Source organism: Plantactinospora sp. CA-290183 (genome assembly GCF_050936375.1).
Classification (GTDB): domain Bacteria; phylum Actinomycetota; class Actinomycetes; order Mycobacteriales; family Micromonosporaceae; genus Plantactinospora.
This window is the reverse complement of record NZ_JBNJMX010000004.1, coordinates 128,638-155,121: the sequence shown is the minus strand read 5'-3', so window position 1 is coordinate 155,121 and position 26,484 is coordinate 128,638. Positions and strand designations below refer to the sequence as shown.

Here is a 26,484-nt window from a genome sequence, read left to right as displayed (position 1 = left end):
GCGCATTAACCACGCGTAACCGCCGGCCAATTCATGGTGGCGAGATCCGACACCCGGATTCGACGCCGAATGGCAATCCCGGGGTAACGCGATGATCGTCTGTCGGCGGCGACGCCCCGGACCGGACCACCGGCCCGATCGGGGACGTCGCCGCCGTGACGGGTGCGACCGCACCCGTGGCCCCCGCAGGAGCCGCGACGCCTCGCTCAGGCGGTCTCGGTGATGGGCCGATCGACCCAGCTCATCATGCCGCGCAGCTGCTTGCCGGTCTCCTCGATCGGGTGCGCCGCGCCCTCGGCCCGCCACTTGGTGAAGTTCGGCCGGCCCGCGTCGTCCTCGGCGATCCACTCCCGGGCGAACTCCCCGGACTGGATCTCCGACAGGATCTTGCGCATCTCGTCCTTCACCCGGGCGTCGACCACCCGCGGGCCGCGCGAGTAGTCGCCGTACTCGGCGGTGTCGGAGACGCTGTAGCGCATCCGGGCGATGCCGCCCTCGTACATCAGGTCGACGATGAGCTTCAGCTCGTGCAGGCACTCGAAGTAGGCGATCTCGGGGGCGTACCCCGCCTCGGTCAGCACTTCGAAGCCGGTCTGCACCAGCGCCGACGCGCCGCCGCAGAGCACCGCCTGCTCACCGAAGAGGTCGGTCTCGGTCTCCTCCTTGAAGGTGGTCCGGATCGCCCCGGCCCGGGTGCCGCCGATCGCCTTGGTGTAGGCCAGCGCCAGCGGGAAGGCCGACCCGGTGGCGTCCTGCTCCACGGCGACCAGACAGGGCACGCCCTTGCCGTCGACGTACTGCCGGCGGACCAGGTGACCCGGGCCCTTCGGCGCGACCATCGCCACGTCCACGTCCTCCGGCGGGGTGATGAACCCGTACCGGATGTTGAGGCCGTGGCCGAAGAGCAGCGCCTTGCCGGCGGTCAGGTTCGGCGCGATCGCCTCGGCGTAGAGCGAGCGCTGGGCGGTGTCCGGCGCCAGCACCATGATCACGTCGGCCTCGGCCGACGCCTCGGCCGGGGTGAGCACCCGCAGCCCCTGTTCCTGTGCCTTGGCACGGCTCTTCGATCCCTCCGGGAGACCGATCACCACGTCGACGCCCGAGTCGCGCAGCGACAGCGCGTGGGCGTGGCCCTGGCTGCCGTAACCGAGCACGGCGACCTTCTTGCCCTGGATGAGGCCCAGGTCGGCGTCGTCGTCGTAGAACACCTCAGCGGTCATGACTTTCCTTCTCTCCTGCGGCGCCCGTGCGGGCCACCGTTGACATCGGGCCTGCGCCCGCCGTGTTCAGGCGGCACGCAGCGCCGAGCCGGCGGTGATCGACCGGGAGCCCCGGCCGATGGCCACCAGGCCCGACTGCACCATTTCCTTGATTCCGAACGGTTCGAGGTCGCGCAGCAGCGCGTCCAGCTTGTCGGCCGTGCCGGTCGCCTCGATGGTGAGGGTGTCCGGCGCCACGTCGACGACCCGGGCCCGGAACAGGTTTACCGTCTCCAGCACCTGGGCCCGCTGGGCCCGGTCGGCCCGGACCTTGACCAGCAGCAGTTCCCGGGCCACCGAGACGGCCGGGTCCAGCTCGACGATCTTCAGCACGTTGACCAGCTTGTTGAGCTGCTTCGTGACCTGCTCCAGCGGTGACGTCTCGGCGTTGACCACGATGGTGATCCGGGAGACCTCCGGGTTCTCGGTCTCCCCGACGGCGAGCGAGTCGATGTTGAATCCGCGGCGGGAGAAGAGCCCACCCACCCGGGCCAGGACGCCGGGCTTGTTCTCCACCAGCACGGAAAGCGTGTGCGTGCTCATCTGCGCAGGACCCTCACAGCTCGTCTTCGTCGAAGGCCGGGCGAACTCCCCGGGCGAACATGATCTCGTCGTTGCTGGTGCCGGCGGCGACCATCGGCCAGACCATGGCGTCCTTGCCGACCACGAAGTCGATCACCACCGGGGCGTCGTTGATCGCCATCGCCGCCTCGATGGTGGCGTCCACGTCGTCCCTGCTCTCACAGCGCAGCCCGATGCAGCCGAGCGCCTCGGCGAGCTTGACGAAGTCCGGGATGCGGTGCTTGTGCGTGCCCAGGTCGGTGTTGGAGTAGCGCTCGCCGTAGAAGAGCGTCTGCCACTGCCGCACCATACCGAGGTTGCCATTGTTGATCACGGCCACCTTGATCGGGATCCCCTCCAGGGCGCAGGTCGCCAGCTCCTGGTTGGTCATCTGGAAGCAGCCGTCGCCGTCGATCGCCCAGACCGTCGTCTCCGGCATGCCGACCTTGGCCCCCATCGCCGCCGGCACCGCGTAGCCCATGGTGCCGAGACCGCCGGAGTTGAGCCAGGTGTACGGCTTCTCGTACGAGACGAACTGGGAGGCCCACATCTGGTGCTGGCCGACACCGGCCACGTAGACCGCGTCCGGACCGACGATCGCGCCCAGCCGCTCGATCACGTACTGCGGGGCGAGGGTGCCGTCGGTCGGCTCGTCGAAGCCGAGCGGGTACCGCTCCCGCAGGTCGTCGAGCTGCGCCCACCAGTCGGTCCGGTCGACCGGGTCGCCGGACTGACCGGCCAGCGCCGCCCGCACCGCCTCGATCAGCTCGTCGATCACGTACCGGGCGTCGCCGACGATCGGCACGTCCGCGGCGCGGTTCTTGCCGATCTCCGCCGGGTCGATGTCGGCGTGCACGATCGCCGCGCCCGGGGCGAACGAGTCCAGCTGGCCGGTGACCCGGTCGTCGAAACGGGCCCCCAGGGCCACGATCAGGTCCGACTTCTGCAGCGCGTAGACCGCCGCCACCGTGCCGTGCATCCCCGGCATGCCGAGGTGCTGCGGGTGCGAGTCCGGGAAGGCGCCCCGGGCCATCAGGGTGGTCACCACCGGGATGCCGGTCAGCTCGGCCAGCTTGCGCAGCCCCTCGGTGGCCCGGGCCTTGAGCACGCCGCCGCCGACGTAGAGCACCGGCCGGCGGGAACCGGTCATCAGCCGGGCCGCCTCCCGGATCTGCTTGCCGTGCGGGTGCAGGGTGGGCCGGTAGCCGGGCAGGTCCAGCGTCGGCGGCCAGCTGAAGGTGGTCTGCGCCTGGAGGACGTCCTTGGGGATGTCGACCAGCACCGGGCCGGGGCGGCCGGTGGAGGCCAGGTGGAAGGCCTCGGCCAGCACCTGCGGGATCTCCTCCGCGGTCTGGATCAGGAAGTTGTGCTTGGTGATCGGCAGGGTGATCCCCTGGATGTCCGCCTCCTGGAAGGCGTCCGTGCCGATCGACGGCCGCGCCACCTGGCCGGTGATCGCGACCATCGCGACCGAGTCCATGTACGCGTCGGCGATCGGGGTCACCAGGTTGGTCGCGCCCGGACCCGAGGTGGCGATGCAGACCCCGACCCGGCCGGTCGCCTGCGCGTAGCCGGTCGCCGCGTGCCCCGCACCCTGCTCGTGCCGGACCAGGATGTGCCGCACCGACGAGTCGTAGAGCGGGTCGTACGCCGGCAGGATCGCGCCGCCGGGAATGCCGAACGCGACCTCGACCCCGAGCGCCTCCAGGGACTTGACCAGCGAACCGGCGCCGGAGACCTGGACCGGCACCACCACCCGACCGGCCGGCGCCGCGGCGCGGGCCGGCTCGGCGAGCTGGCCGCCGGCGGCGGGTGTGGCCGCGCCGGGCCGGACGCGGCGGGGGAACTGGTCCACGGAGTCGTTCGCGCCCTCGGCGGCGGGCCGGTGCCGGCGCGCGCTGTTGGCGAGGGTCTCTGGCGTGGGTCTCGTCATGACGATTCAGGCCTTTGGCTCGGAGCAGTGTCTTTCACGAACGGGGAGGGGCGGTGCCGCCGGGCGCCGCACCCGGCGGACCGGCTGGCGTACGGACGGGCGGGGGCGGAGCGCGGATTTCCGGTGGCCCGCCCTGCCAACGACGTACGCGGCCAATAAAAACGGCCCACGTGCTGATGCACGGGGCCTGCGCACTCTCGGCGAGGAGAGTGCGCTCAGATAAGTACTCGGAAGGACCTGGTCGGCGACATGGGGCTAAGCCTGACGCATCTCACGCGATGAGTCAACTGATCCCACATTCTGGGCCGGCCCCTGACGGGGACCGGGCGTGACCCGGGCTCCGGGCGAGGTGGCGGCCTCCAGCATCGCCTCCAGGTGCTCGGCCGGCACCCCCCAGCCGAAGAGCTGGCCCTGCCCGAACCGGCACCCCGCCTCGACCACCGCGGCCAGCTCGGTCGGGTTGGTCACCCCCTCGGCGATGACCTCCAGCCCGAGCTGGTGACCGAGCCGCATCACCACGTCGACCATCGGCGCGGAGACCCGGCCGGCCCGATCCGCCGACCGGCCCGGCTCCGGCTCGGAGACCAGGCTGTGGTCGATCTTGAGAATGTCGATCGGCAACCGGCGGAGCTGCCCGAGCGAGGAGTAGCCGGCGCCGAAGTCGTCGAGGGCGATCCGTACCCCGGTCAGCCGCAGCGCCTTGAGCCGCCGGATCAGCTCGTCGAGGTCGGTCGCCACGGCGTGCTCGGTCACCTCCAGCACCAGCCGCTGCGGCGGCACCCGGTGCGCGCGCAGCGCGTCGGCGACCTGGACGACGTACTCCGGGGCGTGCAGTTCCCTGGGCGAGACGTTGACCGACACCCAGACGTCGTGCCCCTCGGCCAGCCAGATGGAGAGCTGGTGGCACGCCTGGTGCAGCACCCAGGCACCGAGCTTGGCGATCATCCCGCACTCCTCGGCGAGCGGGATGAACTCGTCGGGGCGTACCGCCCCCAGCTCGGGGTGGTGCCAGCGGAGCAGCGCCTCCGCGCCGACCGGCCGCACCGAGGGCACCGACACCACCGGCTGGAAGGCCAGGCTCAACTCGTCGCGTTCGATCGCCCCGCGCATCTCGTGCTCCAGCGTGGTACGCCGGCGCAGCAGGTGGTCGTAGGCCACGTCGTACCGCTCGACGCGGTTCTTGCCGCGCTGCTTGGCGTAGCGCAGGGCCAGGTCGGCGTTGCGCAGCATCGCCTCCACGTCCGGCGCGCTGCCGTGGTCGGCCACCCCGATGCTGACGGACAGGAAGACCTGGCGGCTCTCCTCCCCGTACGGCGAGCCGACGACCCCGAGCAGCCGCTCGGCGACCCGCTGCGCCTCGGCCGCGCGGGCCCGCATCAGCACGGCGAACTCGTCGCCGCCCAGCCGCGCCGCCACGTCACCGGGGCGCAGGTTGGTCCGGAGCCGCTGCCCCACCTCGACCAGCACCGCGTCGCCCACGTCGTGCCCGCGCATGTCGTTGACGTTCTTGAAACCGTCGAGATCCAGGCCGAGCAGCACCCACGGCGCACCGGAGGCGGCCTGGGCGTGCATGGCCCGCAGCAGGCCGCGCCGGTTGGCCAGCCCGGTCAACGGGTCGGTGTGGGCCAGCTCGCGGAAGTGCGCCTCCCGCTCGGCGAGCCGGCTGGCGTAGCCGCGTACGTCGTTGAGCGCCAGGTACTGGCGGGCCACCAGGCCGAACCCGTTGACGATGCCGGCCACCACGGCGAGGATGTCGAACCCGCCACCGACGACCAGGTGGTAGACGGCGGAGCCGGCCATCGCCAGCATCGGCAGGAACGCGTAGCCGGTGCCGCGCCGGATCACGTCCGCGTCCGGTTCGCCACCGCCGTCGGCCGCCTGGGCGGCGAGCGCGACCGTCAGCAGCCCGAAGGGAAGCAGCCCGGCGCCGACCAGCGCCACCCCGGGGCCCGCCTGGCAGACCCCGGTGGAGATCGCGAGCCCGGAGCCGGTCACCAGGCTCACGCCGACACCGGCCAGCACCAGCGCGCGGCGCGGCGAGCGGGAGCGCACCGCCACGATGAAGGTCAGCCCGATCGCCACCGCCGACGTCACGGTCGCGACCAGGATCGCCAGGCAACCGGTCGGGGTGGCCTCGCCCAGCAGCCGGGTCGGCTCGGCGAGCAGCACCCAGCCGACGAACCAGAGCCCGGCGGCGATCACCAGCCCGTCCAGGACCAGCCGGAGCGCCGCCGCCGGGTTCCGGGCGGCGCCGGGCAGCCGGAGCAGGCCGGCGCAGAGCAGCACCCCGCTCAGTCCCATGCCGGCCGCGATCAGGGTGGCCAGCCCGATCCGCTGCGGCTGCCTGTGGTCCCAGTGCTCGGCCATGGAGAGGATCCCGAACAGGCCGACGGCGGCGCTGAGCGCGGCCAGCGCGCCCCCCAGGGCGAGCAGCCAGAGCCCCAACCGGCGGGCACCGGCGTGTCGCTGGGCGGCGAGGCCCAGCAGGACCGGGCCGCAGCCGGACGCGAGACCGCTCACCACGGCGAGGACCGGCACACCGGAGGGGAGTTGCACACGTTTACTCTGCCGGATCGATCCGGTTCCATGGGGGATGGCGGACGTGATCCTCGTCGTCAGGCACAGACCGCCGATTCGGGCATGGCGGGGACGCCGGCCCGGACGGGGGCCGGCCGCGCGTCCCGCGTGGTGGACCGGACGGGCGGCGGGCGAGGCGGTACGGCCTCGTTGGTGCCACACTGGTCGGATGCCTGACCTGCGGTCGAAGACCTCCACCCATGGCCGGACCATGGCCGGCGCCCGCGCGCTGTGGCGGGCCACCGGGATGACCGACGACGATTTCGGCAAGCCGATCGTCGCGATCGCCAACAGTTTCACCCAGTTCGTGCCCGGCCACGTACACCTCAAGGATCTCGGCGGGCTGGTCGCCGACTCGATCGCCGAGGCCGGCGGGGTCGGCCGGGAGTTCAACACCATCGCGGTCGACGACGGGATCGCCATGGGGCACGGCGGGATGCTCTACTCCCTGCCCAGCCGGGAGCTGATCGCCGACGCGGTCGAATACATGGTCAACGCCCACTGCGCGGACGCGCTGGTCTGCATCTCCAACTGCGACAAGATCACGCCGGGCATGCTCCTCGCCGCGCTGCGGCTGAACATCCCCACCGTCTTCGTCTCCGGCGGCCCGATGGAGGCCGGCAAGACGGTGGCGATCGAGGGCATCGTGCACGACAAGATCGACCTGATCGACGCGATGATCGCCTCGTCGAACGACGCGGTCACCGACGACCAGCTCGGCGAGATCGAGCGGTCGGCCTGCCCGACCTGCGGCTCCTGCTCCGGCATGTTCACCGCCAACTCGATGAACTGCCTGGCCGAGGCGATCGGCCTCGCCCTGCCCGGCAACGGCTCGACGCTGGCCACCCACGCTGCCCGCAGGGCGCTGTTCGAGCGGGCCGGCCGGGTCGTGGTCGAGATCGCCAAGCGCTGGTACGACGGCGACGACGCCTCGGTGCTGCCCCGCGCGGTGGCCTCCCGACCCGCCTTCGAGAACGCGGTCGCGCTGGACGTGGCGATGGGTGGCTCCACCAACACCGTGCTGCACCTGCTCGCCGCCGCCCGCGAGGCCGAGCTGGACTTCACCGTGGCCGACATCGACGAGATCTCCCGCCGGGTGCCCTGCCTGGCCAAGGTCGCCCCCAACTCCCCCAAGTACCACATGGAGGACGTGCACCGGGCCGGCGGCATCCCGGCCATCCTCGGCGAGCTGGACCGGGCCGGGCTGCTCCGCCGGGACGTGCACGCGGTGCACGCGCCCGACCTGGACCGCTGGCTCGCCGACTGGGATATCCGGGGCGGCAGCCCCACCCCGGAGGCGGTCGAGCTGTTCCACGCCGCGCCGGGCGGGGTGCGCACCACCCAGCCGTTCTCCACCGACAACCGCTGGTCCAAACTGGACACCGACCCGGTCGAGGGCTGCATCCGGGACCGGGAGCACGCCTACACCGCCGACGGCGGGCTGGCCATCCTGCACGGCAACCTGGCCCCGGAGGGCGCCGTGGTCAAGACCGCGGGCGTGCCGGCCGACCGGCTCACCTTCCGGGGGCCGGCCAAGGTGTACGAGTCGCAGGAGGCGGCCGTGGAGGCCATCCTCGGCAAGCAGGTCGTCGCCGGTGACGTCGTGGTGATCCGGTACGAGGGCCCGAAGGGCGGGCCGGGCATGCAGGAGATGCTCTACCCCACCTCGTTCCTCAAGGGGCGGGGCCTGGGCCGGGACTGCGCGCTGATCACCGACGGGCGGTTCTCCGGCGGCACCTCCGGGCTCTCCATCGGCCACGTCTCGCCGGAGGCGGCCGGCGGCGGACTGATCGCCCTGGTCGAGCCCGGTGACGAGATCGTCATCGACATCCCGAGCCGCTCGATCGCGCTCGCCGTCGCCCCCGAGGTGCTGGAGGCGCGGCGGATCGACCAGGAGAAGCGGGAGCGGCCGTACACCCCGGTGGACCGGGAGCGGCCGGTCTCCGCCGCGCTGCGCGCGTACGCCTCGATGGCGACCTCGGCCAGCGACGGCGCCTACCGGCGCGTCCCGGAGTAACCGGCGGCGCCGATCGCGCCGGCCACCGCCGACGGTGGCCGGCGTGCGGCGAGCACCGTGCCGACCACCACCACGGCGAGCAGGCCGAGCCGGAGCAGGTGCCCCCACCAGTGCCGGGTCAGCGGATCCGGCAGGGCGGTGAAGCAGAGGGCCACGCTGAAGCCGACCAGCCACCACCGCCCCCGGGAGCTGGCCATGGCCGCGACAAGGGCCAGCCCCCAGGTGGCGTACCAGGCGTGCACGGTCGGGGCGGCGAGAGCGAGGACCAGCAGCGCGCCACCGAGCAGCGCTCCCCCGGCCAGCGCCGGCACACCGCCGGCCAGCATCGGGCTTCCCGGCGCACCGCCGGCCAGCGCGGCGCCCGGCACCGGCAGATTCGGTCCGGCGGATCCCGGGGTGGTCGCCCGCCAGACCAGCACGAGCACCGCCACCGCCCCGACCAGCATCGCGATGCCCCGGCCGGTCTCCACCGCGGCGGGGAACGCCACCGGCGGCCCGACCACCCGGGTGGTCAGGTGCACGAGCCAGCCGAGCAGGGTCGCCGGGTCGTAGTGGTGGCGGACCCGGCCGGGCACGTCGAGCGCGCCCAGCCACCCCCAGCCGTTCGGCACGAGCAGCGCGCACGCGCCGGCGGTCGCGGCCACCACACCGGCCGTGCCGGCGTACCGGCCGACCGCGGCGGCGTCCCGCCAGCCCCGGGGACGCCACAGCCCGTCGGCGCGGGCCTGGCCGAGCAGCACGTAACCGACCAGCACCAGGCCGGGGAGCTTCACGGCGAACGCGGTCGTCGCGGCCAGCGCCGCCGTGAGCCACCAGCGCCGGCGTACCGCCAGCACGGTGCCGGCGGCGAGGACGGCCAGCAGCGCGTCCAGGTGCACCCCGCCGACGCAGTGCAGCAGCACCAGGGGGTTGGCCGCGACCAGCGCCAGCGCCGCCGGCCGCCGGGCCGGCTCGGTCAGCCGTACGGTCACCGCCGCGGTCGCGACGACCGCCAGTACGGCGACGAGGCGCAGCAGGTACACGGTGCCCGGCAGGTTGTTCCCGCCGACCTGGGCGGCCAGTCGCAGCCCGGCCAGTGCCAACGGGCCGTACGGTGCCGGGGTGTCCCGCCAGACCGGCGCGACCGCGTCCAGCACCGGCCCGGCGCCGAGCGCGGCGGGGCCGGTGAGGTACGGGTCGAACCCGGCCAGCAGCATCCGCCCCTGGGCGATGTACGAGTACGCGTCCAGGCTCAGCAGCGGCGGCCCGAGCAGGACCGGTACGCCCCAGAGCGCGGCGGTCCGGGCCACCGCCGCGACGCCGAGTTCACCCCGGGCGGCCCGGCGGTAGCAGGCGACGAAGAGCACCGCCAGTGCCCCGACGGCGACGGTGGCGAGCGCGGCGAACCAGCCGCGTCCCTCGGAGACGGCCCGCCACAGGCCGAACGGGCCCGGTGGAGCCGCCACCCCGGTCGGCCAGCCGGCCCGGGCCGCCCCGACGACGAGTGCCGTCGAGGCGGCCAGTCCGGCGAGGCCGAGAAGGCGGGGGTGCGCCCACCGCGCCGCCGCCACGTCCGGGATCCGCATGGGGCCACGGTCGTGCAGGTCCCCGCCGCCGGGGCCACGGCAGCGTGACGGGCGGGCGAAATGTCGGCGACGGGCGGGAGGCGGCGTGCCGACGCCCTCCGGCGGGCGGCTACGTGCCGGGCGGGCGGGGTCGGGACGCGGCCCCGGCCAGGAAGTCCGCGACGATCCCGGCGAGTTCGCCGGGCCGCTCGGCGAGCATCGCGTGGCTGGCCCCGTCGAGGTGGACGACGCGCAGTGCCGGGTTGTCCCGGACGCTGTCCAGCCGTTGCGCGATCCCCCGCCGGTGTGCGGCGTACAGGTCGGCGAAGGGGCGCTGCTCCGGCATGTCCTCGGTGGCGAGGACCAGCAGGAGCGGCGAGCGGACCGCCCGGTAGGCCGGCAACAGGTCCAGCGACGCCATGGCCACCCGCAGCTGCTCGGTCAGTTCGGGGCCGGGCCGCAGCCGGGTCAGCCCCTCGACGGTCACGAGATTGCGGTGGAACGCCATCACCCAGTCGTCGGGGACGGAGTCGTACCGCTGGGCCAGCGCCCGCTGTCCGGCGACGGCCGCGGTCACCTCGTCCGGGCTCAGCGGCCGGGCGAGTGCGGCGGACATCCCGGCGAAGACCTCCCGCAGCCGGGCCAGTTCGACGGCGGCCCGCTCCGGCTCCATGCCGGCGAGGTCCTCCGGCCGGGCCGGGGTGGGATTGCCGTCGAGGCTGACCGCCCCCGGGCAGTCGGGATGGCGCGCGGCCCAGAGCGTCGCGAGCATCCCGCCCAGGGACATCCCGACCACGGCGGGACGCTCCAGCCCGAGTTCGTCGGCGACGGCGGCGAGGTCGTCGAGCACCGCGTCCCAGTGCCACGGGCCGTCGCCGGAGCGCCCGTGCCCGCGCAGGTCCACGCTGACCACCCGGTGGCCGGGCCGCAGCGCCCGGGCCAGGGCGGCCACGTTGGCCAGGTTGCCGCCGGCGCCGTGCAGGAGCAGCAGCGGTACGCCGGGGCCGCCGGAGTCGTGCGCCGCGATGGGCACCTCGGCGGATCGGATCATGACGTCAGGCACCGGTGGGCCGTCCCTCCTGTTGGTGTAGCCGGTCGCGGACAGAGGAGGGCAGCACCCCGCCCTCGGGGTGCCGAATCAGCTTCCCGCGGCTGACCAGGTCATGCACGCCCTGGCGGCTGATCCCGAGCATCGCGCCGGCCACCGCGTACGAGATCGAGGGGGCCGTCGGGTGTCCGACCCGGCGTACCACGACCTGGCCGAGCGGGCTCCGCCACCAGTCGAGCGGCGGCTCGAACGGCCCGTCGTCGGGGTGCAGTGTCGAGACGATCCGCAGCACGGTGCCAAGCGCCGTCTCGTCGTCGCCGTCGAGCAGCCGTTGTGCCCAGGAGCCGGCGCGGATCCGGACGACGGTACGCAGCGCCTCGACCGCGTCGTGGCCGTCGAGCAGGATCTCCAGCGGGTCGAGCAGCCGGATGTCGATCGTCCGGACCAGCTGCTCGACCAGTTGACCGTGGGTGGGTGGCATCGCACCTCCTCCTCGTGCTTGACATCTACTGTCAAGCACTTGACGGCAGGTGTCAAGTAGCGCCCGGGTCAGCCCGGGACCGGCGGTTCGTGCGGCCGGCCCTTGAGTTCGTGGAAGCCCGGCACCCCGGCCACCAGCAGCGTGCCGTCCCAGAGCCGGCCGGCCTCCTCGCCGTGCGGCACCCGGGAGATCACCGGTCCGAAGCAGGCGATCCGCCGCCCCCCGGGCAGCTCGGCGGCGACGATCGGGGTCCCGACGTGCGGGCCGACCAGGCTGATCCCCGCCTCGTGCGACTCCCGCACCAGGCCGTCGTACCCGGTCGACTCCATCACCTCGACGAGCCGGCCGGGCAGGCCGGCCTCGACCAGGATCGCGGCGACGTCCGGCCAGCCGCCGCCGGTGCCGTGCACCGACGTGCCGTAGGTGGCGTAGAGCCGGGCGAGCGCGTCCTGCCCGTACCGCTGGGCCACCACGGCGAAGAGCCGCACCGGGCCCCAGAGATAGCCCTCGGGATCACCCTCCGGGTCGTCGTCGCGCCCCTCGTTGAGCACCGACAGGCTCATCACGTGCCAGCGGACCCGGACCGGCCGGACCCGCTCGACCTCCCGGAGCCACCGCGCGGTGATCCAGGTGTACGGGCAGCTCGGGTCGAACCAGAAGTCCACCGCGCCAACCTCATCCGCTCCGGCCATGGGCGGCACGCTATCCGACCCGACCCACCTCCGCTCGCCTCGTATTTACACCTGCACACGCCTCGATTAGCATGATCAGCATCTGAGCACCGTTGGGTGGCGCCCCCGACACAGGACGTGACCGTCCCGGCCGTACGGCGAGACGGTCACCGACGTGACGACAGGAGATCTTCCGTGGGCTCCGAGACCAACCAACCCCCGACCGGCCAACCCGGGATCTGCGCGCCCGACACCCCGCCGTCCCACCCGCACGGCACGTACCGGCGACTCCTGCGGCGCGCGAAGCGCCCCGCCTCGACCCTGCTGACCCTGACCGCGGGCGCGGCCCTCGCCATCGCCGGCACGCCGCTCTGGTCGGGCGGCGCGGCCCCGCTCGACGGCGCGGAACTCTCCGCCGCCCGGACGTACACCATCGGCCGGCAACCGGCGCAGGACCCGGGACCCTTCCCCGGCAGCGTGACCCCGACGACCCCGACGATCACCATCGCCGGGGAACGGGACGGGGAGAGCGAGTTCGACGTCGTCCGGTACCCCCAGGTGCAGCCGAAGCAGCCCGGGCAGATGGACTTCGCGCACTTCCACACCGGCATCGAGATCCAGTGGTGGCTGAAGAAGTGGGCGCACGAGCACCCCGACATCGTCGACCTCTACATCGTCGGGGAGAGCTTCGGCGGCCAGCCGATCTACCAGCTCACCATCACGGACAAGTCCACCGGCGCGGACACCGCCAAGCCAGCCGCCTTCTTCGAGGGCAACCGGCACTCCGGCGAGGTCTCCTCGGCCGAGAGCTCGCTCTGGCTGGCCCACCACCTCATCAGCAGGTCGGGCCGGGACCGGCAGGTCGACGAGCTGCTCGACGAGAAGGCCGTCTACATCCGGCCGGTCAACAACCCCGACGGGCACGACCTCTACCTCTACACCGCCCAGACGAACCGCTCGACGGTACGGCCGTACGACAACGACGTCGACGGGAAGCTCGACGAGGACCCGGGCGAGGACCTGAACGGCGACGGCTACCTGAGCCAGTTCCGCCGGCACGTCGGTGCCGGCAAGGGCACCCACGTGGTGGACGAGCGGGACCCGGCGGGCAACGCCATGCGCAGCGTCGGTGCCGGCAACGGTGACTACCTGGTCGTCTCCGAGGGGGTGGACAACGACGGCGACGGCCGGGACAACGAGGACGGTGTCGGCGGTCTCGACCTGCACCGCAACTACCCGTACAACTGGCACGTGATGGCGGAGGCGGACGCCACCGGACGGAACCTGACCCAGGTCGGGGCCGGCGAGTACCCGCTGTCGGAGCCGGAGACCAAACACGTCTACACCTGGCTGATGTCGCACACCAACATCGGCGTGGTGAACAGCATGGACACCCGGGTCCCGATGCACCTGCGGGGACCGTCCACCTGCGACCCCGTCGAGTGCATGTACACCAGCGACCGCAAGCTGTACGAGCACTTCGACCGGGCCGGGGTCGGCTTCACCGGCTACCGGTACGCGGGCAGCGTCTACATCGACTACGCCACCCGCAACGGCGGCGAGCCCGAGCCACTGTTCGGGCACGGCCCCGACTTCGGTTACTTCCAGTACGGCGCCATCTGGTACGGCGACGAGATCTGGAACGGCGGCGACTTCGTCGACTACGACGGCGACGACCGGTTCGCCGACTGGGAGCGGTCGCGCTGGTGCGCCGAGAACGGTCGCACCAACTGCTTCCTGCCCTGGACGAAGACGCAGCACCCGACGCTGGGCGAGGTCGAGGTCGGCGGCATCAACCCGAAGTTCTGGGCACAGAACCCGTCGCCGGACCTGATCGGGCGGTGGGCCGCCAACCAGGCGAAGTTCAACATCTACCTCACCGGCTCGCTGCCCCAGGTGGAGCTGTCGCAGGTGCAGGCCCGCAGGCTGGGCGGCGGGCAGGCCGACGGCGCGACGCACGAGATCACCGCCACCGTCACGAACACCGGCCGGATCCCCACCGCCCTGGAGCAGGCGAAGGAGGTCAAGATCGTCGCGCCGGACACCGTACGGGTGACGGGGGCGGACGTGGTCGGTGCCGCGCCGCAGTTCTACCTGGACGCCGGCCACAAGCAGCGGGTGACGCTCCGGGTGACCGGGGCGGACGCCGGCACGGTGACCGTCGAGGCGGTCAGCGTGCGGGGTGGACTCGACTCCGCCCCGGTCCGCCTTCGTTGACCCACTGACCTGACCCACTGACCCGCTGTCCCCGCTCCGGGCACCCTGCCGGGGCGGGGACACGTACGTCCGGCCGACGACGACGCCCCAGCGGCGCCAAGATCAGCAGAGTTAACCGCTGTGTCAACTACTTGACTACCCCCCGTATCCTGAGGCGCGTAGCTCCTCTCCCCTTCACGGTCGAACGAGATCGAAGGAGATCGCGCTGAGATGGCGGATCACTATTCTCGACGATCCTTCCTGAGCGGCGTGCTGGCCTGCGGGACGCTCTCCGCCAGCGCCATCTACCTGCTCCCGGGCGGCCGGTCGCTTCCCTCGGTCGAGCTTCGCCTGATCACCGGTGTCGACCCGACCGGCGCCCGCGATCTGCTGATCAACATGTGGAACCGGGCCAACCCCCGGACCACCGTACGGGCGATCAACCCGATCGCCAGCGGCTCCGGCGACGAGCGGACGAGCATGCTGAGCCACGTCGAGGACGGTGGCGCCGACATCCTCAACCTCGATATCATCGACATCCCGGAGTTCGCCGACAACGACCTCATCACGCCGATTCCGCTGCTGGGCAGGCTGGAGTTCGTCGAGCCGGCTCGGCGGACCAGCCAGCTGCGCGACGAGCCCGACCTGTACTGGGCCGCGCCGTTCAACACCGACGTCGGGATGCTGTTCCGGCGCCGGGCCGACGAGCGGGACACCACCCGGCGCCGCGGCCTGGCGGAGGTGCTCGACAACGACGTGCCGGTGGAGTCCGGGCAGTTCGTCGGCCAGTTGCAGCCCAACGCGTCGACCTACGACGAGGCGTTCGTGGTCAACGTCCTGGAGCACGCCCTGTCCCGGGACGAGACGATCCTGGCCGAGGACGGCACCGTCTCCGAGGACCTGGAGCGCTGGCAGGCCGCGCTGGGGCCGCTGAAGGCGGCCATCGACGACCGGCGGATACGGCTCACCGGCGACGAGAACGAGAGCCGGCGGGTCTTCACCATGGAGAAGCGGCGCTACATGCGGAACTGGCCGGTGGAGTACCGCGAGCTCCAGCAGGACGGCGACCTCGACGTCGGCATGGGGCGGATCGAGGTGGACCCGCTGCCGATCGGCATCCTCGGCGGCCAGAGCCTGGCCCTGGTCAAGGGGTCGTCGCACGCCGAGCGGGTCCGGGAGTTCATCGACTTCATGACCGACGAGCCGGCGCAGAAGATCCTGGCCGCGCACGGGCTGGCGCCGGCCCGGATCAGCGCCTACGGCGACGACAACCTCCAGGCGGTGATCCCGCACCTGCTCAAGGTCCGGCAGGCGGTCGAACGGGCCCGCCTGCGTCCGATCCACGTCAACTACCGCCGGTTCGCCGAGGTGGTCCGGACGCACGTGGGCGGGCTGCTGCACGAGCAGCGGCGGTTGTCGGCGCAGTTCGTGGTGGAGATGACCCAGGCGCTCTCCTAGCCGGTCCCCCGGCTGGCCGAGGAAGGAGCAGGCATGCGGATCGAGCCGTGGCAGGTGCCGGTGCTGGTGATGGCCGCGATCATCCTGGTGGAGCTCGCGGTCGGCGCCGCACTGCGCAACTGGCCGGACAGCGCGGCCAAGACCCGGGCCCGTACCGTCGCGCTCGGGCTGCTGGCCGTGCTCGTCCTCATGGTGCTGGTGGCCGCGATCGGGCCGTCCCTGGCCGACCAGCTCGCCAGTGTGGCCGCATCGGTGGCCGGGATCGCCGCGCTCTGGCTGACCTACCGGTCGTACCGGATGTCGGAGCCGTCCCCGCGCGGCGCCCCGCCGACCGATGCCGCGACCGCCGGCGAGACCGCCGAGGTGGCGGACCCGCCCGGCGCCGACGAGGCGGACGACGGGGATCGACGGTCGCGGTCCGCGATCGGTTGACAGCGCATCGACGCTCGGCCAAGATCTACTTTGTGCGGAGCGCCTATCTGACCAAGCGAGGTCACATCGACCTTTTGCGCGTCGCCAGCGCCGCCTGTCGACCCTCCGACTGACGCCGGGCTCCACTTTCTTTCCGCCCCGGTGAGGGCGCTTCCCGATCCGCAGGTCTGGCGGCCCTGCGGTGGCGTCTGCCCGCGGGCACCCCCCTCGTTGACAGGAGACCACTCCTTCATGTCCAGGACACTCCAGTCGAGACTCGCCGCCGCCGCGGTGACCGTCTCGCTGCTCGGAACGGCGGTCTGGAGCGGACCGGTGAACGCATCCGCGTTGCCGGCCGTACCGCCACGGCACACCGGTCAGGCCGACATCACCGGCTTCCCCCGGCAGAACGTCCTGCCGGTCTGGCCGGACAACCCCGCCGACGCCTCGATCGCGATCGGCGTCATCGCGTACGACGACATCGCGCCGAAGCTGAACGCGCTGCAGAAGGCGAGCGACCGGGTCTCGGCGCGGATCGCCGGGAAGTCCGCCGGCGGCTACGACCTCTACGCGGTCACGCTCACCGCGCCGGAGTCCCGGGCGCAGGCCCGGCAGCAGGAGGCGTGGAAGCGGCTCATCGAGGACGAGCCGGCGAAGGCGCAGCGCGACCGGCGGCTGCTCGCCGGCTACAAGACCCCGCTCTTCGTCAACGCCAACATCCACGGCAACGAGTGGGAGGGCACCGACGCCGCGCTGCGGGTCATCGAGGAGTTCGCCACCAGCACCGACCCCGGGGTGGCGACGCTGCTGGAGCGCAACCGGCTGGTCTTCAACATCACCTCGAACCCGGACGGCCGGGTCGCCGGTACCCGGGCCAACTCCGCCGGCTACGACCTCAACCGGGACCTGACCATCGTCTCCCAGCCGGAGACGAACCTGATCCGTGAGCTGGTCATCGACACCAAGCCGATCATCACGCTCGACCTGCACGGCTACGTCAACCCGACCCTGCTGCACCCGAGCACCCCGCCGCACAACGTCAACAACGAGTACGACCTCTACATCAAGCACGGCCTGCCGAACGCGCTGGCGATCGAGGAGGACCTGCGCGGGCTGGGCCACCCCGAGACGTCCCGGGCCCGGATCCCGTTCCGGGACGACGAGCCGGGCGTCTGGGACGACTTCCCGCCGATCTACGTACCGTCGTTCGCGATGTTGCAGAGCAGCATCCCGTACACGATCGAGGCGCCGCTCAACCCGCGCGGCGATCTCACCCCGGCGGAGAAGGTACGCCGCTCCGGCATCAACACCGACGTGCACGAGGTGGCGATCAAGACCTCGCTGCGCTACATCCAGGAGCACCGGGCCGAGGTGCTGCACGACCAGGCCGAGGTCTACCGCCGGGGCTGGGCGGGCGAGCCGCTGCGCGACATCCCGGACGGCTACGTGCCGGGTTGGGGCCCGGAGGACGACTACCGCACCACCTTCCCGCGCGCGTACGTCATCCCGACCGGTCCGGGGCAGCACTCGGAGACCGCCGCCGCCCGCCTGGTGGACCTGCTGGTCGGCAGCGACGGCCGGGTGTGGCGGGCCAAGCGGGACTTCCGGGCCGGCGGACGGTACTACCGGGCCGGCTCGTACGTGATCGACATGCACCAGCCCAAGCGCGGCCTGGTCAACTCGCTGCTCGAACCGGGCATCGACATCACCGAGCGGGTGGGTGACCTCTACGCCGGCCCGGCGGCCTGGAGTCAGGGGCTGACCTGGGGCGCCACCGTCGACCCGCTCTGGCGGGACCTGCCCGACGTACGCCTGGAGCGGACCTACGACGGTACGGCCGACGGCGACCTGCCGGGCGGCGACACCGACCTGCGCCTGGACCTCCAGGACGCCGCCGACCTGCTCGCGGTCAACTCCCTGCTGGACCACGGCGTCCGGGTCCACCGGCTCGCCGACGGGTCCGTGGTGGTCCCGCACTCGCCGACCAACCGGCGACTCGCCGCCGCCGAGGTGCGCGAGCACGACGTCACCTTCGAACGCGCCCCGGCCCGCTGGCAGGGGACGCCGCTCGACGAGATCGTGGTCGGCTACCTGGGCGCCGCCGAGGAGCGGGACACGCTGCGCGAGATCGGCTTCGAGGCCCGGGCCGTCACCGCCGAGACGCTGGCGGCGACGCTCACCGACGACGTGGACGTGCTGCTCGTCGGCGCCAACCTCGACCTGGCGGGCCTGACCGCCGAGAACCGCGCCGCCCTGGACGCCTTCCTGGCCCGCGACGGCGGCGTCGTCGGGCTGGGCACCGCCGGGGCCGGCTTCAGCAACGCGGCCGCGCTGCTGAGCGTCACGGCCACCGCCGGCCCCGGCCTGGCCAGCGGGGTGGCCAACATCGTCAACCGGGGCGGCCCGGTCACCGCCGGCGCCATCCCGCACTCCTTCATCAACCAGCCCGTCTGGTTCACCGGCCTGGGCGCCGGCGTCACGGTCGAGCAGTCGTACGCCGCGGATCCGCTGCTCTCCGGCTGGTGGGCGACGAACGAGGCCGGCACCGACGGCCAGGCGGCGGCGGCCGGTCAGGCCAGCATCGTCCGGGGGGTGAGCGCTGCCGGCAACGGCGTGGTCCTCTTCGGTACGGACCCGGCGTTCCGGCTGCATCCGAAGGGGCTGCAACCGCAGCTCGGCCGGGCCGTGCTCTGGGCGGCGCAGCGCTGACCGCGCCACGTTGAGCGGTTGGTGACGGGCCCGGGGGTGACGCTCCCGGGCCCGTCCCGTCGCTGCGGCCGGTCCGGGCGCCTGTCGGTGCCCACGCCTAACATCCCGTCCGTGAGCAGAGACATCGCCCGCCGGCGGCTGCGCAACCTGCGCCTGACCGGCGCGCCGCTACCGGGCGTCCCCGACGTGGTGCACCGGCTGGGCGCCGTCCAGTCGCAGGACTACGGGCCGGCGAAGTGGTCCGTCGGAGAACGCACCAGCGGGGTGGGTGACGCCGACCTGGACCGGGCGTTCAACGACGGCGTGCTGCTGCGTACCCATCTCCTCCGGCCGACCTGGCACTTCGTGCTCCCCGCCGACATCGGATGGCTGCTGGACCTGACCGCGCCCCGGGTGCGGGCCCAGTGCGCGTACCAGTACCGGCAGCTCGGTCTCGACCTTGACGTACGGGAACGGGCCACGCGGCTGATCGCCGACGTCCTCCAGGGCGGCAACCACCTGACCCGCCGGGAGCTGGCCGGGCCCCTGGAGCGGGAGGGACTGCGCACCGAGGACTTCCGACTGGGACACCTGATGCTGCACGCCGAGCTGGAAGGCGTGATCTGCAGCGGGCCGCTCAGGGGCCGCCAGCACACGTACGCGCTGCTGGCGGAGCGCGCACCCGACACCCGCCGGCTCGGCGCCGACGAGGCCCTGGCGGAGCTGGTGCTGCGCTACTTCACCGGGCACGGCCCGGCGACCATCAAGGACCTGCGCTGGTGGTCCAGCCTGCCGGTCGGCGAGATCAACCGGGGTCTGGAGATGGCCGGCGACAGACTCGACCGTGAGGTGGTCGACGGGGTCACCTACTGGTCCGCCGACTCCGGGCCGGCACCGGAGACCGGCGAACCGCGCGCCCACCTGCTCCAGGCCTACGACGAGTACATCGTGGGCTACCGCGACAGCCGCGACGTGAACGACCTGGCGGGACGCCGTCGATCGCTGCCGCCGGGCACCCTGCTGCCCAATGGGGTCGCCGTGTTCGACAGCCAGGTCTGCGGTCACTGGCGACGTACCGTCAGGCGCGGATCCGTGCTGGTCGAGGTCGCCCTCTACGAGCCGCCGGACGATGTGCGGCTGGCGGCGCTGCGGGCCGCCGCGCAGCGACAGGGCGAATTCCTCGGGGTCGAGGCGAGGCTGGAGACGAGCGTCATCTGACGCGTCGTCGTACGGTCGCCCGCCCCGGTCCGGCGCACGATGAACGTGATCGACTCCCCCGACAACAGGGTCACCATGGCCTCGTTGACCACCGCCGCCGGGGCGGCGCGGTGGGATCCCGACAAGCCGAAGTGCTATCCCCAGAGCCGGCGGGTTAACAACTTCGATGGGATCCGCGCCCGTCGGGCGAACGCCTTTGCCTGGTGCAGCCAGGGACGGAAGCCAGTTGATGCCCAGTCCAGAGTAGAGCGCCAGGTCGCGGGCGCGGACCGGAACGGGGTCCGGATCCGCAGGTACGGCCCACGGAAAATGCCCTGCTCCGGCTGGGTGCGAAAGGCTTCCAGCCACGACTAAGCCCTATTCAATCTGTCCTGATGCTGTCTACGGTAGACGGACAAACGGCGACACGTTAACCGGAGTGCGGACCAGTCAAGATCGGTACCGCATCGGTTGCGAAAGAGGCTCCGGCCTGGGGGGCAGGGTTAGCCACCCGAGGAGCGCCCGGAGCCAGTAGGCTCCCAGCGTGGCCGTCAAGCGTCCTCCGTACCTGCTCAGGCTCAAGGTGAGCAACTTCCGGAGCCTCCGCGACGTGGAGGTACGGCTGGGTGCGCTAAACGTGCTGGTCGGCCCCAACGGCGCCGGCAAGTCCAACCTGCTCGACGTCATCGCCTTCCTGGGCGACGCGACCCGGGAAGACCTCGGACCGGCACTCGACCGCCGGGGCGGATTCGACCGCGTCTTGTTCAGGGGAGAGGACGACAGCAGCAGCATCAACATCGAAGTCGAGGCCGCCGTCACGAAACACAACAGCGCGCGGGCGTCGGATAGCTACTCGTTGGAAATCTCACTCGCACCCCTCTTTCAGAGAGGGCCACGTCCCCGGAATCCTCGCACCCTGAAGGAAGTCATTCTCACCCGCGCAGAATCCTTCATGTTCAAACGCGTGGCCGGTCCGGGACGACGGATCGAGATCATGGGTAGCGAGATAATCTTCGACGTCGACGGCGAGGAAAGCAGCGGGAGCCTGCGGGAGGGCTCACTCGGGCTCTCCACGCTGCCGAAGTTGAGCCCCGAAGAGGGTGGCGAGCAGGTAGAGGCGTTGGCGGACCTGTTCGCCAGCTTCCGAGTTTTTGATGTCGACGTCACCGCCGCGCGACGCCCGGCCGCACAGCGGCTGAGCCGGCGGTTCGACAACAACGCCGCCAACCTGGCGGCTTTCCTCGCCTACATCGCGGACGCTCACCCCGACAGGTTCGACGCCCTGGTGGAGGATGCCCGGAAGTTCATCCCTGGACTGGAGAAGCTGGCCTTCGAGACGATCGGTGGAGCCGGTGAAGGCACCGTGCTCACCCTGATCGAACGAGGTCTGCCCGGCTCGACAACCCTGCAGGAGGCGTCGTACGGCTCGATCCGGGCCCTTGCCCTCCTCGCCCTGCTCTACGATCCCGCACCGCCGCGCCTGACCTGCATCGAAGAGATCGACCACGGGCTGCATCCGCACGTACTCGACCGACTAGTGGAACTGCTGCGAGAAGCGTCAGAGCGTACGCAGTTCCTGATCGCCACCCACTCCCCCGCGCTGGTCAACCGACTGAGACCTGCTGAACTGATCGTCTGTGAACGCGGTGAGGACGCCGCCTCCCGCATTCCCGCCATCGAGCCCGAACTCGTCCGGCGGATGGAGGCGGAGTTACATGGAGAGATTGGGCTCGGCGAACTCTGGTTCACTGGCGCGCTGGGAGGATGCCCTGAATGACGGGCAAGCGCAGGGGATCACAGCGGGTAGTGGTGATCCTCGGCGAAGACGAGAATGATCGACAAACAATCAAGATTCTGATCGGGGCGCTCCGCCCCGATATCGCCCCTGGCGCCCAGACTCTGCGTAAGCCGATGGCTCTGGTCAAGCACGTTCCACCCCACCGGTTGCCGAGCAAGGTGGGCCGTGACATGGCGCTGCTCCGCGCCGTCAACGTACGGCAGCCGATCAGGTGCGTCTTCATGCACGAGGACGCCGATGCGGTCGAGCCCGCACACGAGGATCTGATCACGAAGATCGAGCAGTGCTACTCCTCGCTCCCGTGGCCAGTCCACGCCGTCGTACCAGCCTGGGAGACCGAGACCTGGTGGTTCCTCTTCCCCCACGCGGTAGGGGCGGTACGACCTTCCTGGCGCCTACCCGACACTACGCCGGCCGTGACGTCGGCAAGATCCGGAATGCCAAGGAAGCACTGATGAGGGCGGTGCGCCCGCCAGGGGCCAAAGCGTCGTCCTTCAAGCCGTACAGCGAGGCTGACAGCATCGACATCGCGCGTCAGATCGTGGCGATGAAGCTGCTCTCACCGCCGTGGTTCGCCAAGAGCGCGAGTTGGATGGCGTTCATCGAGAAGGTGGCGAGGGCATAACGGATCAGCGGTCCTGGCAGCGAAGGTGGACATACCAGATGCATGGTCTCTTGCGGGCGGTATCCGGCGAACGACTCGCCCTTGCCGTGACGCTCGTGGTGACGGTGGTCGCGGCACGCCGCCGCAGAACATAACCGAGTCGGTCGGCGGCGGAGCGGCGGTCGGCGCGGCGCCCGTCCGCCGGGCAGTTCCTGGTGACGCTCGCGCAGGCGCACATTGTGGGGCCGGGTTCTTCTCCGACCTGGACCGATGCGTGGGTAGTGGCTACGCCACACCGAGCTTCCTTGGGTCGTCAGGACGCCCGGCCGCAGCACTTCTTGTACTTCGTCCCTGAGCCGCACCAGCAGGGGGTGTTGCGCGACGGCGGCCAGGCGATCACGTCCTGCTCGGCGACCGTTTCGCTGTACCGGGTCTTCACCGCCGAGTCGAGCGGCGACTCTCCGATCCGCTCCGCGAACTCACAGAGCCCCGCCACGGTAGCGGGAACCACCCGGATCGACGGCACGCCCTGGGCGGCCAGCCCCCGCCAGCGGCGCTCGGCCGCCGCGTAGTACTCCTCGTCGGCTGCGTCGTAGGCGTCCGGCCACCGCCGGCATGCTTCGGCCCGCTCCGCGCGCTGGAAGACCAGCATCCGGGCCTGGCGCGGCACCCGCCCGGACTCCACGGCGTCGCTCAGCTCGGCTAGGTGGACGACGCTGTCCCGTGGGTCGGGCAGGCCGACAGCACGGCGCCTTCGCCGGTCGGCGCCGATGGCGAGTTCGTCCGTCGCGTCCGGTGGTAGTCCCAGCTGTTGCCGGACGTGCATACGACCGCGGAGCGTGGTCAGCGACACGCGCAGCCAGCCGTCCGGTCTCCCCAGCTCCTCCAGCTCATCGGCGGACAGCCGGACGACCGCGCGGTCGTACCACCGCAGCGCTCCTTCGAGATCTTCACGCTCGGCGAGCAACTCGGCGACCAGACCGCAGTGTCCGTCGTGCAGAGCGGCGTCGCGGGCCAGCCGGTCCAGCTCGGCGTACGCCTCAGCGGCAGCACCCTCGGTGAACCGGTCCTCGGCGAGCTGCATCCGGGCGTAGCAGCCGTCCTCGCCGCCATCGACGATCAGCCGTCCCAGCGCGGCGTCCGCCCGATCCGGCCGACCCGCCTCACGCCACGCCTTGGCCGCCTCCAGCAGGATCTCGCCACGCTCGTCTGGATATTCCTCCACCTCAGCCTCAAGCGCCTCGGCCTCGTTCATCGCACCCAGAGCCACGCCGACGAACCTATCCCTGTCGCCCGCCAAGCAAGCGCACGCCACGGTGGGAAGCCGGACATCACCTGGGAATGAACGCCCGCGCGGCTGAGGCCGGGATAGTGGCAGCTCATACACCGCCAGCCTGCCCGTAGGCGAGACGACCGTGCGGCGGCGCCCCGGGGCGGGGAGGATCGGTCAGAGGCCGAGGGCGCCGATGGCGGCGGGCAGGGTGGGTGCGGTGGCGAGCTGGCGTACGTCGCCGCGCTCGCGAAGCCACACCCGGCAGGTGACGCCGTCGTAGTGGACGGCGACGGGCTGCCCGGGGTGGTGGCGGGCGAGTCGGCGCAGCAGGGGTACGGGGTCGTCGACCACGATCGGGGTCGGAGTCTGCGGCACCGGGATCGGCTCGCTCGGATCGGCGGGAACGTTGCCGGCGACAGCGAGTTCGAGGAATTCGAGGCAGTATGCGACCGCGGCTTCCGGGGTGGACCGGCTGGGCAGCTCGGCCGGGGCGGGCAGTTGGTCGGGGCGGTTGACGGTGACGTCCCAGCCCTCGCCCTGAACGAGCCGGAGGTCGCCGGCATTGTGGCGGTGGTCGGTGAGGGTGATCGTGACCGTCAGGCGCAGCCCGAGGACGAGCCGGACCAGCTCGGCCAGGGGCGGTGCGTCGGGCCGGCGGGCCAGCACGAACAGCCGGCCGCCGGGTCGGCCCCGGGCAGCCCAGCGCAGATACTCGGTCAGCGGGTCGGCATCGGACCGGTGCAGGGTGACGGTGCCGTCCCGGAGGTTGTGGTCGAGGCTGCCACCGCCGTCGAGTTCGACCAGGTCCTCCGGGCGTACGCCGAAGTGGTCGGCCCAGCTGGCGAGCCGGAACTGCTCGGGAAGCTGGTGCAGGGGTTTGCCGGCGGGGTGGGTTGCCACGTGCGGTGCCGGCACCCGGTGGCCGGACCGCCAGGTCTCCTCACCCGCCTGCCCGTCGCCCTGGCCGACACGATCGGCCTGCCGGCCGGCGGGGTCGTCCTGCCAGGCGTGTTCGCCGGTGCGCCAGCCGGACGCGTCGGTACGCCAACTGAGGTGCACGACCCGGCCGGCCAGATCGGTGATCGAGACGGCCGCCTCGGAGTGGACCCGGCGGGTGCCCCGGCAGGTGTGACAGCGCAGCAGTGACGGGCTACGACCGGAGCCGGCACATCTCGGACACTCGACGTCGACCCGTCCGGTGGCCAGTTGGCAGTCACAACGTTGGAGGCGGCTGTCCGGGTCGCAGTCGGGGCAGTCGACGTACGCGACAGGTGTGTCCTGCCACGACGGTGCCGGCGGCTGCCAACCTCGGCGCAGGATGGTCGTCGGCCGGCGGTAGATCTGCCCGGTCGACCACTCGGTGAGGATTTCCGTCGTCCCGGCGTCGCGCAGGCTGGTGTGCCACCAGTGGCCGTCCCGCCAGATCGCCTGCGCCCCGGCGGTCGGGCTGCCGGTGGCGAGGTCGAGACAGTCGGCGAGGATCCGCCGTTCGAGCTGGTCCAAGTCGATCGGCGGTGGGCCGGGCGGCGGCTGGCCGATGGTCAGGTGGTGGGCGGGGGCGGTCAGGCCGCGTTCCTCCAGCCCGTAGCAGGCGTCGAGGTCGGTCGTGGTGGTGATCGCGGTGGTCAGGTCGTCGGCGTAGCCCCGGGCCTCGGCCGGCACCGGCCCACCCGGCACCTCGAACCGGATCGCCCAGGTCAGCCGGGCCGTGGCGACCGGGCGGCGGGCCTCGACCACCAGGTCGAGGCAGAGCAGATCCGCCAACCGACAGAGCCGGCCCAGCTCGGCCGCCGCCTCCCGGGGCGGCGCGACCGCTGCCCGGCCGAGGTAGAGCCGCCACGCGTCGTTGCTCTCCCCCGCGATCGCCTCGGCTTCCAGCCCCTCCCGGGCCGACGCGGGATGCTCCGGCCGCCAGGCGCGCGGCAGGAAGAGGAGCGGCCCGTCCGGCTCACCGGGCTGACGAACATCCGTCCACGAGCCGGCGCCGACGGCGGCGGCCAGGTCGCGGAGCAGCGGGGCGAGCGGCAGATACCAACTCGCACCGCCGTCGTCCGGCCACGGCGCGGGCTCTACCACCCCGGGTACGACGTTCGCCGAGGCCACCGCCCCGGTGTCCAGGTTCGCCATCGTCAGTACGAGTTGGGCGCGGCGCCGCCCGGTCTGCCGGCAGTCGTGGCAGGGCTGGCCGACCGTGCCGACCCCCTGACACTCCCGGCAGTCCTGGTACGCCTCCCCGGCCTGCCGGCTCTCATCGTCGGCGCTGACCAGGAGCCGGTTGCCGCCGTAGGTGCAGCGGCACGGGTCGAGGGTGAAGGAGAGCCCGTCACACGACCGGCACCGAACCACCGGCGGCCCGGCCATCAGCGCCGCGCCAACTCGTACGCCGTCGGCACCTGCTGGGACTGCCACCGCCGTAACGCGGTCTTGATCCGGGCGTTCTGCTCCCGGACACCGGCCAATTCGGCGTACGCCCTGGCCAGGTCACCCGCGACCTGCTCCAGGAACTCGGTCACCTCGTCCGGATCGACCCCCCGTCGACCGAAGCCGACCGGGGTGAACCGACGCAGCCGCACCTGCGACGGCAACAACGGCCGGTACACCGCCGACCGGTACGCCGACCCAAGCCGCCGTACCGGCCGCCCGTCCCGCTCGAACAACCACCGAAGCAAGGCACGCACAACCTCTCACCAGCCTCTCGATCACAGGACGTGGATGGGTGGCCCCGGGCCGAATCGCCGGCACGCTCACCCCGGACCGGGGCCACCCCG

At 72.0% G+C, this 26,484-nt stretch carries 20 protein-coding genes; 8 read left to right on the top strand and 12 right to left on the bottom strand.

The window, feature by feature from the left end; translation table 11 throughout:
- Positions 1-206: 206 nt before the first annotated feature.
- From ilvC to ACQEUR_RS11470, 4 genes are all read right to left on the bottom strand, one after another.
- On the bottom strand, positions 207-1,220 hold the full coding sequence (gene ilvC, locus ACQEUR_RS11485) for a ketol-acid reductoisomerase (protein WP_433029273.1): 1,014 nt from the start codon (positions 1,218-1,220) through the stop codon (positions 207-209).
- A 66-nt stretch (positions 1,221-1,286) separates the two neighbouring features.
- Entirely contained in the window at positions 1,287-1,802 is a 516-nt protein-coding gene (gene ilvN / locus ACQEUR_RS11480; RefSeq protein ID WP_433029271.1) for an acetolactate synthase small subunit, read from the bottom strand.
- 13 nt (positions 1,803-1,815) lie between these two features.
- Positions 1,816-3,753, bottom strand: coding sequence for an acetolactate synthase large subunit (locus tag ACQEUR_RS11475; protein WP_433029269.1), 1,938 nt, complete (start codon positions 3,751-3,753; stop codon positions 1,816-1,818).
- A 255-nt stretch (positions 3,754-4,008) separates the two neighbouring features.
- Entirely contained in the window at positions 4,009-6,309 is a 2,301-nt protein-coding gene (locus ACQEUR_RS11470; RefSeq protein ID WP_433029267.1) for a putative bifunctional diguanylate cyclase/phosphodiesterase, read from the bottom strand.
- 190 nt (positions 6,310-6,499) lie between these two features.
- Between ACQEUR_RS11470 and ilvD the strand changes: the two genes are divergently transcribed.
- Entirely contained in the window at positions 6,500-8,347 is a 1,848-nt protein-coding gene (gene ilvD, locus ACQEUR_RS11465; protein WP_433029265.1) for a dihydroxy-acid dehydratase, read from the top strand.
- Here ilvD and mptB read toward each other — a convergent pair.
- The 4 genes from mptB to ACQEUR_RS11445 all read right to left on the bottom strand — a co-directional run bounded on the left by mptB (position 8,326) and on the right by ACQEUR_RS11445 (position 12,112).
- Entirely contained in the window at positions 8,326-9,912 is a 1,587-nt protein-coding gene (gene mptB / locus ACQEUR_RS11460) for a polyprenol phosphomannose-dependent alpha 1,6 mannosyltransferase MptB (protein ID WP_433029263.1), read from the bottom strand. The two genes, ilvD and mptB, sit on opposite strands and share 22 nt — an antisense overlap.
- Before the next feature lie 109 nt (positions 9,913-10,021).
- The gene (locus tag ACQEUR_RS11455; RefSeq protein ID WP_433029261.1) at positions 10,022-10,954 is read right to left on the bottom strand and encodes an alpha/beta fold hydrolase; all 933 of its coding nucleotides are present in this window, start codon (positions 10,952-10,954) and stop codon (positions 10,022-10,024) included.
- The gene (locus tag ACQEUR_RS11450) at positions 10,947-11,420 is read right to left on the bottom strand and encodes a hypothetical protein (RefSeq protein ID WP_433029259.1); all 474 of its coding nucleotides are present in this window, start codon (positions 11,418-11,420) and stop codon (positions 10,947-10,949) included. The genes ACQEUR_RS11455 and ACQEUR_RS11450 overlap by 8 nt, the downstream gene beginning before the upstream one ends.
- Before the next feature lie 68 nt (positions 11,421-11,488).
- Positions 11,489-12,112: a mycothiol-dependent nitroreductase Rv2466c family protein gene (locus ACQEUR_RS11445; protein ID WP_433029257.1), complete on the bottom strand. Its 624-nt coding sequence runs from the start codon at positions 12,110-12,112 to the stop codon at positions 11,489-11,491.
- A gap of 174 nt (positions 12,113-12,286) precedes the next feature.
- Between ACQEUR_RS11445 and ACQEUR_RS11440 the strand changes: the two genes are divergently transcribed.
- The 6 genes from ACQEUR_RS11440 to ACQEUR_RS11415 all read left to right on the top strand — a co-directional run bounded on the left by ACQEUR_RS11440 (position 12,287) and on the right by ACQEUR_RS11415 (position 21,818).
- Positions 12,287-14,308, top strand: coding sequence for a M14 family metallopeptidase (locus ACQEUR_RS11440; protein ID WP_433029255.1), 2,022 nt, complete (start codon positions 12,287-12,289; stop codon positions 14,306-14,308).
- Positions 14,309-14,518: 210 nt separating this feature from the next.
- Positions 14,519-15,745, top strand: coding sequence for an extracellular solute-binding protein (locus ACQEUR_RS11435; RefSeq protein WP_433029253.1), 1,227 nt, complete (start codon positions 14,519-14,521; stop codon positions 15,743-15,745).
- 33 nt (positions 15,746-15,778) lie between these two features.
- Positions 15,779-16,177 carry a hypothetical protein gene (locus tag ACQEUR_RS11430; RefSeq protein WP_433029251.1) on the top strand — a complete coding sequence of 133 codons (399 nt, stop codon included), beginning with the start codon at positions 15,779-15,781 and terminating at the stop codon, positions 16,175-16,177.
- A 231-nt stretch (positions 16,178-16,408) separates the two neighbouring features.
- Positions 16,409-18,865 carry a M14 family zinc carboxypeptidase gene (locus tag ACQEUR_RS11425; protein WP_433029249.1) on the top strand — a complete coding sequence of 819 codons (2,457 nt, stop codon included), beginning with the start codon at positions 16,409-16,411 and terminating at the stop codon, positions 18,863-18,865.
- A gap of 111 nt (positions 18,866-18,976) precedes the next feature.
- Positions 18,977-20,062: a winged helix DNA-binding domain-containing protein gene (locus tag ACQEUR_RS11420; protein WP_433029247.1), complete on the top strand. Its 1,086-nt coding sequence runs from the start codon at positions 18,977-18,979 to the stop codon at positions 20,060-20,062.
- A gap of 523 nt (positions 20,063-20,585) precedes the next feature.
- Positions 20,586-21,818: an AAA family ATPase gene (locus ACQEUR_RS11415; protein WP_433029245.1), complete on the top strand. Its 1,233-nt coding sequence runs from the start codon at positions 20,586-20,588 to the stop codon at positions 21,816-21,818.
- 17 nt (positions 21,819-21,835) lie between these two features.
- On the opposite strand, the gene ACQEUR_RS11410 is transcribed toward ACQEUR_RS11415, so the two are convergent.
- Entirely contained in the window at positions 21,836-22,153 is a 318-nt protein-coding gene (locus ACQEUR_RS11410; protein ID WP_433029243.1) for a hypothetical protein, read from the bottom strand.
- A gap of 140 nt (positions 22,154-22,293) precedes the next feature.
- Between ACQEUR_RS11410 and ACQEUR_RS11405 the strand changes: the two genes are divergently transcribed.
- The gene (locus ACQEUR_RS11405; protein WP_433029241.1) at positions 22,294-22,464 is read left to right on the top strand and encodes a hypothetical protein; all 171 of its coding nucleotides are present in this window, start codon (positions 22,294-22,296) and stop codon (positions 22,462-22,464) included.
- A gap of 292 nt (positions 22,465-22,756) precedes the next feature.
- On the opposite strand, the gene ACQEUR_RS11400 is transcribed toward ACQEUR_RS11405, so the two are convergent.
- The 3 genes from ACQEUR_RS11400 to ACQEUR_RS11390 form a co-directional block, all read right to left on the bottom strand.
- Entirely contained in the window at positions 22,757-23,713 is a 957-nt protein-coding gene (locus ACQEUR_RS11400) for an SEC-C domain-containing protein (RefSeq protein WP_433029239.1), read from the bottom strand.
- A gap of 177 nt (positions 23,714-23,890) precedes the next feature.
- Positions 23,891-26,125: a hypothetical protein gene (locus ACQEUR_RS11395; protein ID WP_433029237.1), complete on the bottom strand. Its 2,235-nt coding sequence runs from the start codon at positions 26,123-26,125 to the stop codon at positions 23,891-23,893.
- On the bottom strand, positions 26,077-26,385 hold the full coding sequence (locus ACQEUR_RS11390; protein WP_433029235.1) for a DivIVA domain-containing protein: 309 nt from the start codon (positions 26,383-26,385) through the stop codon (positions 26,077-26,079). Before ACQEUR_RS11390 ends, ACQEUR_RS11395 begins: the two co-directional genes overlap by 49 nt.
- Positions 26,386-26,484: the final 99 nt, after the last annotated feature.

Coding starts and splice junctions, on each gene's coding strand:
- ilvC (WP_433029273.1), bottom strand. CDS start 1,220: ATGACCGCTGAGGTGTTCTACGACGACGACGCCGACCTGGGCCTCATC.
- ilvN (WP_433029271.1), bottom strand. CDS start 1,802: ATGAGCACGCACACGCTTTCCGTGCTGGTGGAGAACAAGCCCGGCGTC.
- ACQEUR_RS11475 (WP_433029269.1), bottom strand. CDS start 3,753: ATGACGAGACCCACGCCAGAGACCCTCGCCAACAGCGCGCGCCGGCAC.
- ilvD (WP_433029265.1), top strand. CDS start 6,500: ATGCCTGACCTGCGGTCGAAGACCTCCACCCATGGCCGGACCATGGCC.
- mptB (WP_433029263.1), bottom strand. CDS start 9,912: ATGCGGATCCCGGACGTGGCGGCGGCGCGGTGGGCGCACCCCCGCCTT.
- ACQEUR_RS11450 (WP_433029259.1), bottom strand. CDS start 11,420: ATGCCACCCACCCACGGTCAACTGGTCGAGCAGCTGGTCCGGACGATC.
- ACQEUR_RS11445 (WP_433029257.1), bottom strand. CDS start 12,112: ATGGCCGGAGCGGATGAGGTTGGCGCGGTGGACTTCTGGTTCGACCCG.
- ACQEUR_RS11435 (WP_433029253.1), top strand. CDS start 14,519: ATGGCGGATCACTATTCTCGACGATCCTTCCTGAGCGGCGTGCTGGCC.
- ACQEUR_RS11430 (WP_433029251.1), top strand. CDS start 15,779: ATGCGGATCGAGCCGTGGCAGGTGCCGGTGCTGGTGATGGCCGCGATC.
- ACQEUR_RS11425 (WP_433029249.1), top strand. CDS start 16,409: ATGTCCAGGACACTCCAGTCGAGACTCGCCGCCGCCGCGGTGACCGTC.
- ACQEUR_RS11405 (WP_433029241.1), top strand. CDS start 22,294: ATGAGGGCGGTGCGCCCGCCAGGGGCCAAAGCGTCGTCCTTCAAGCCG.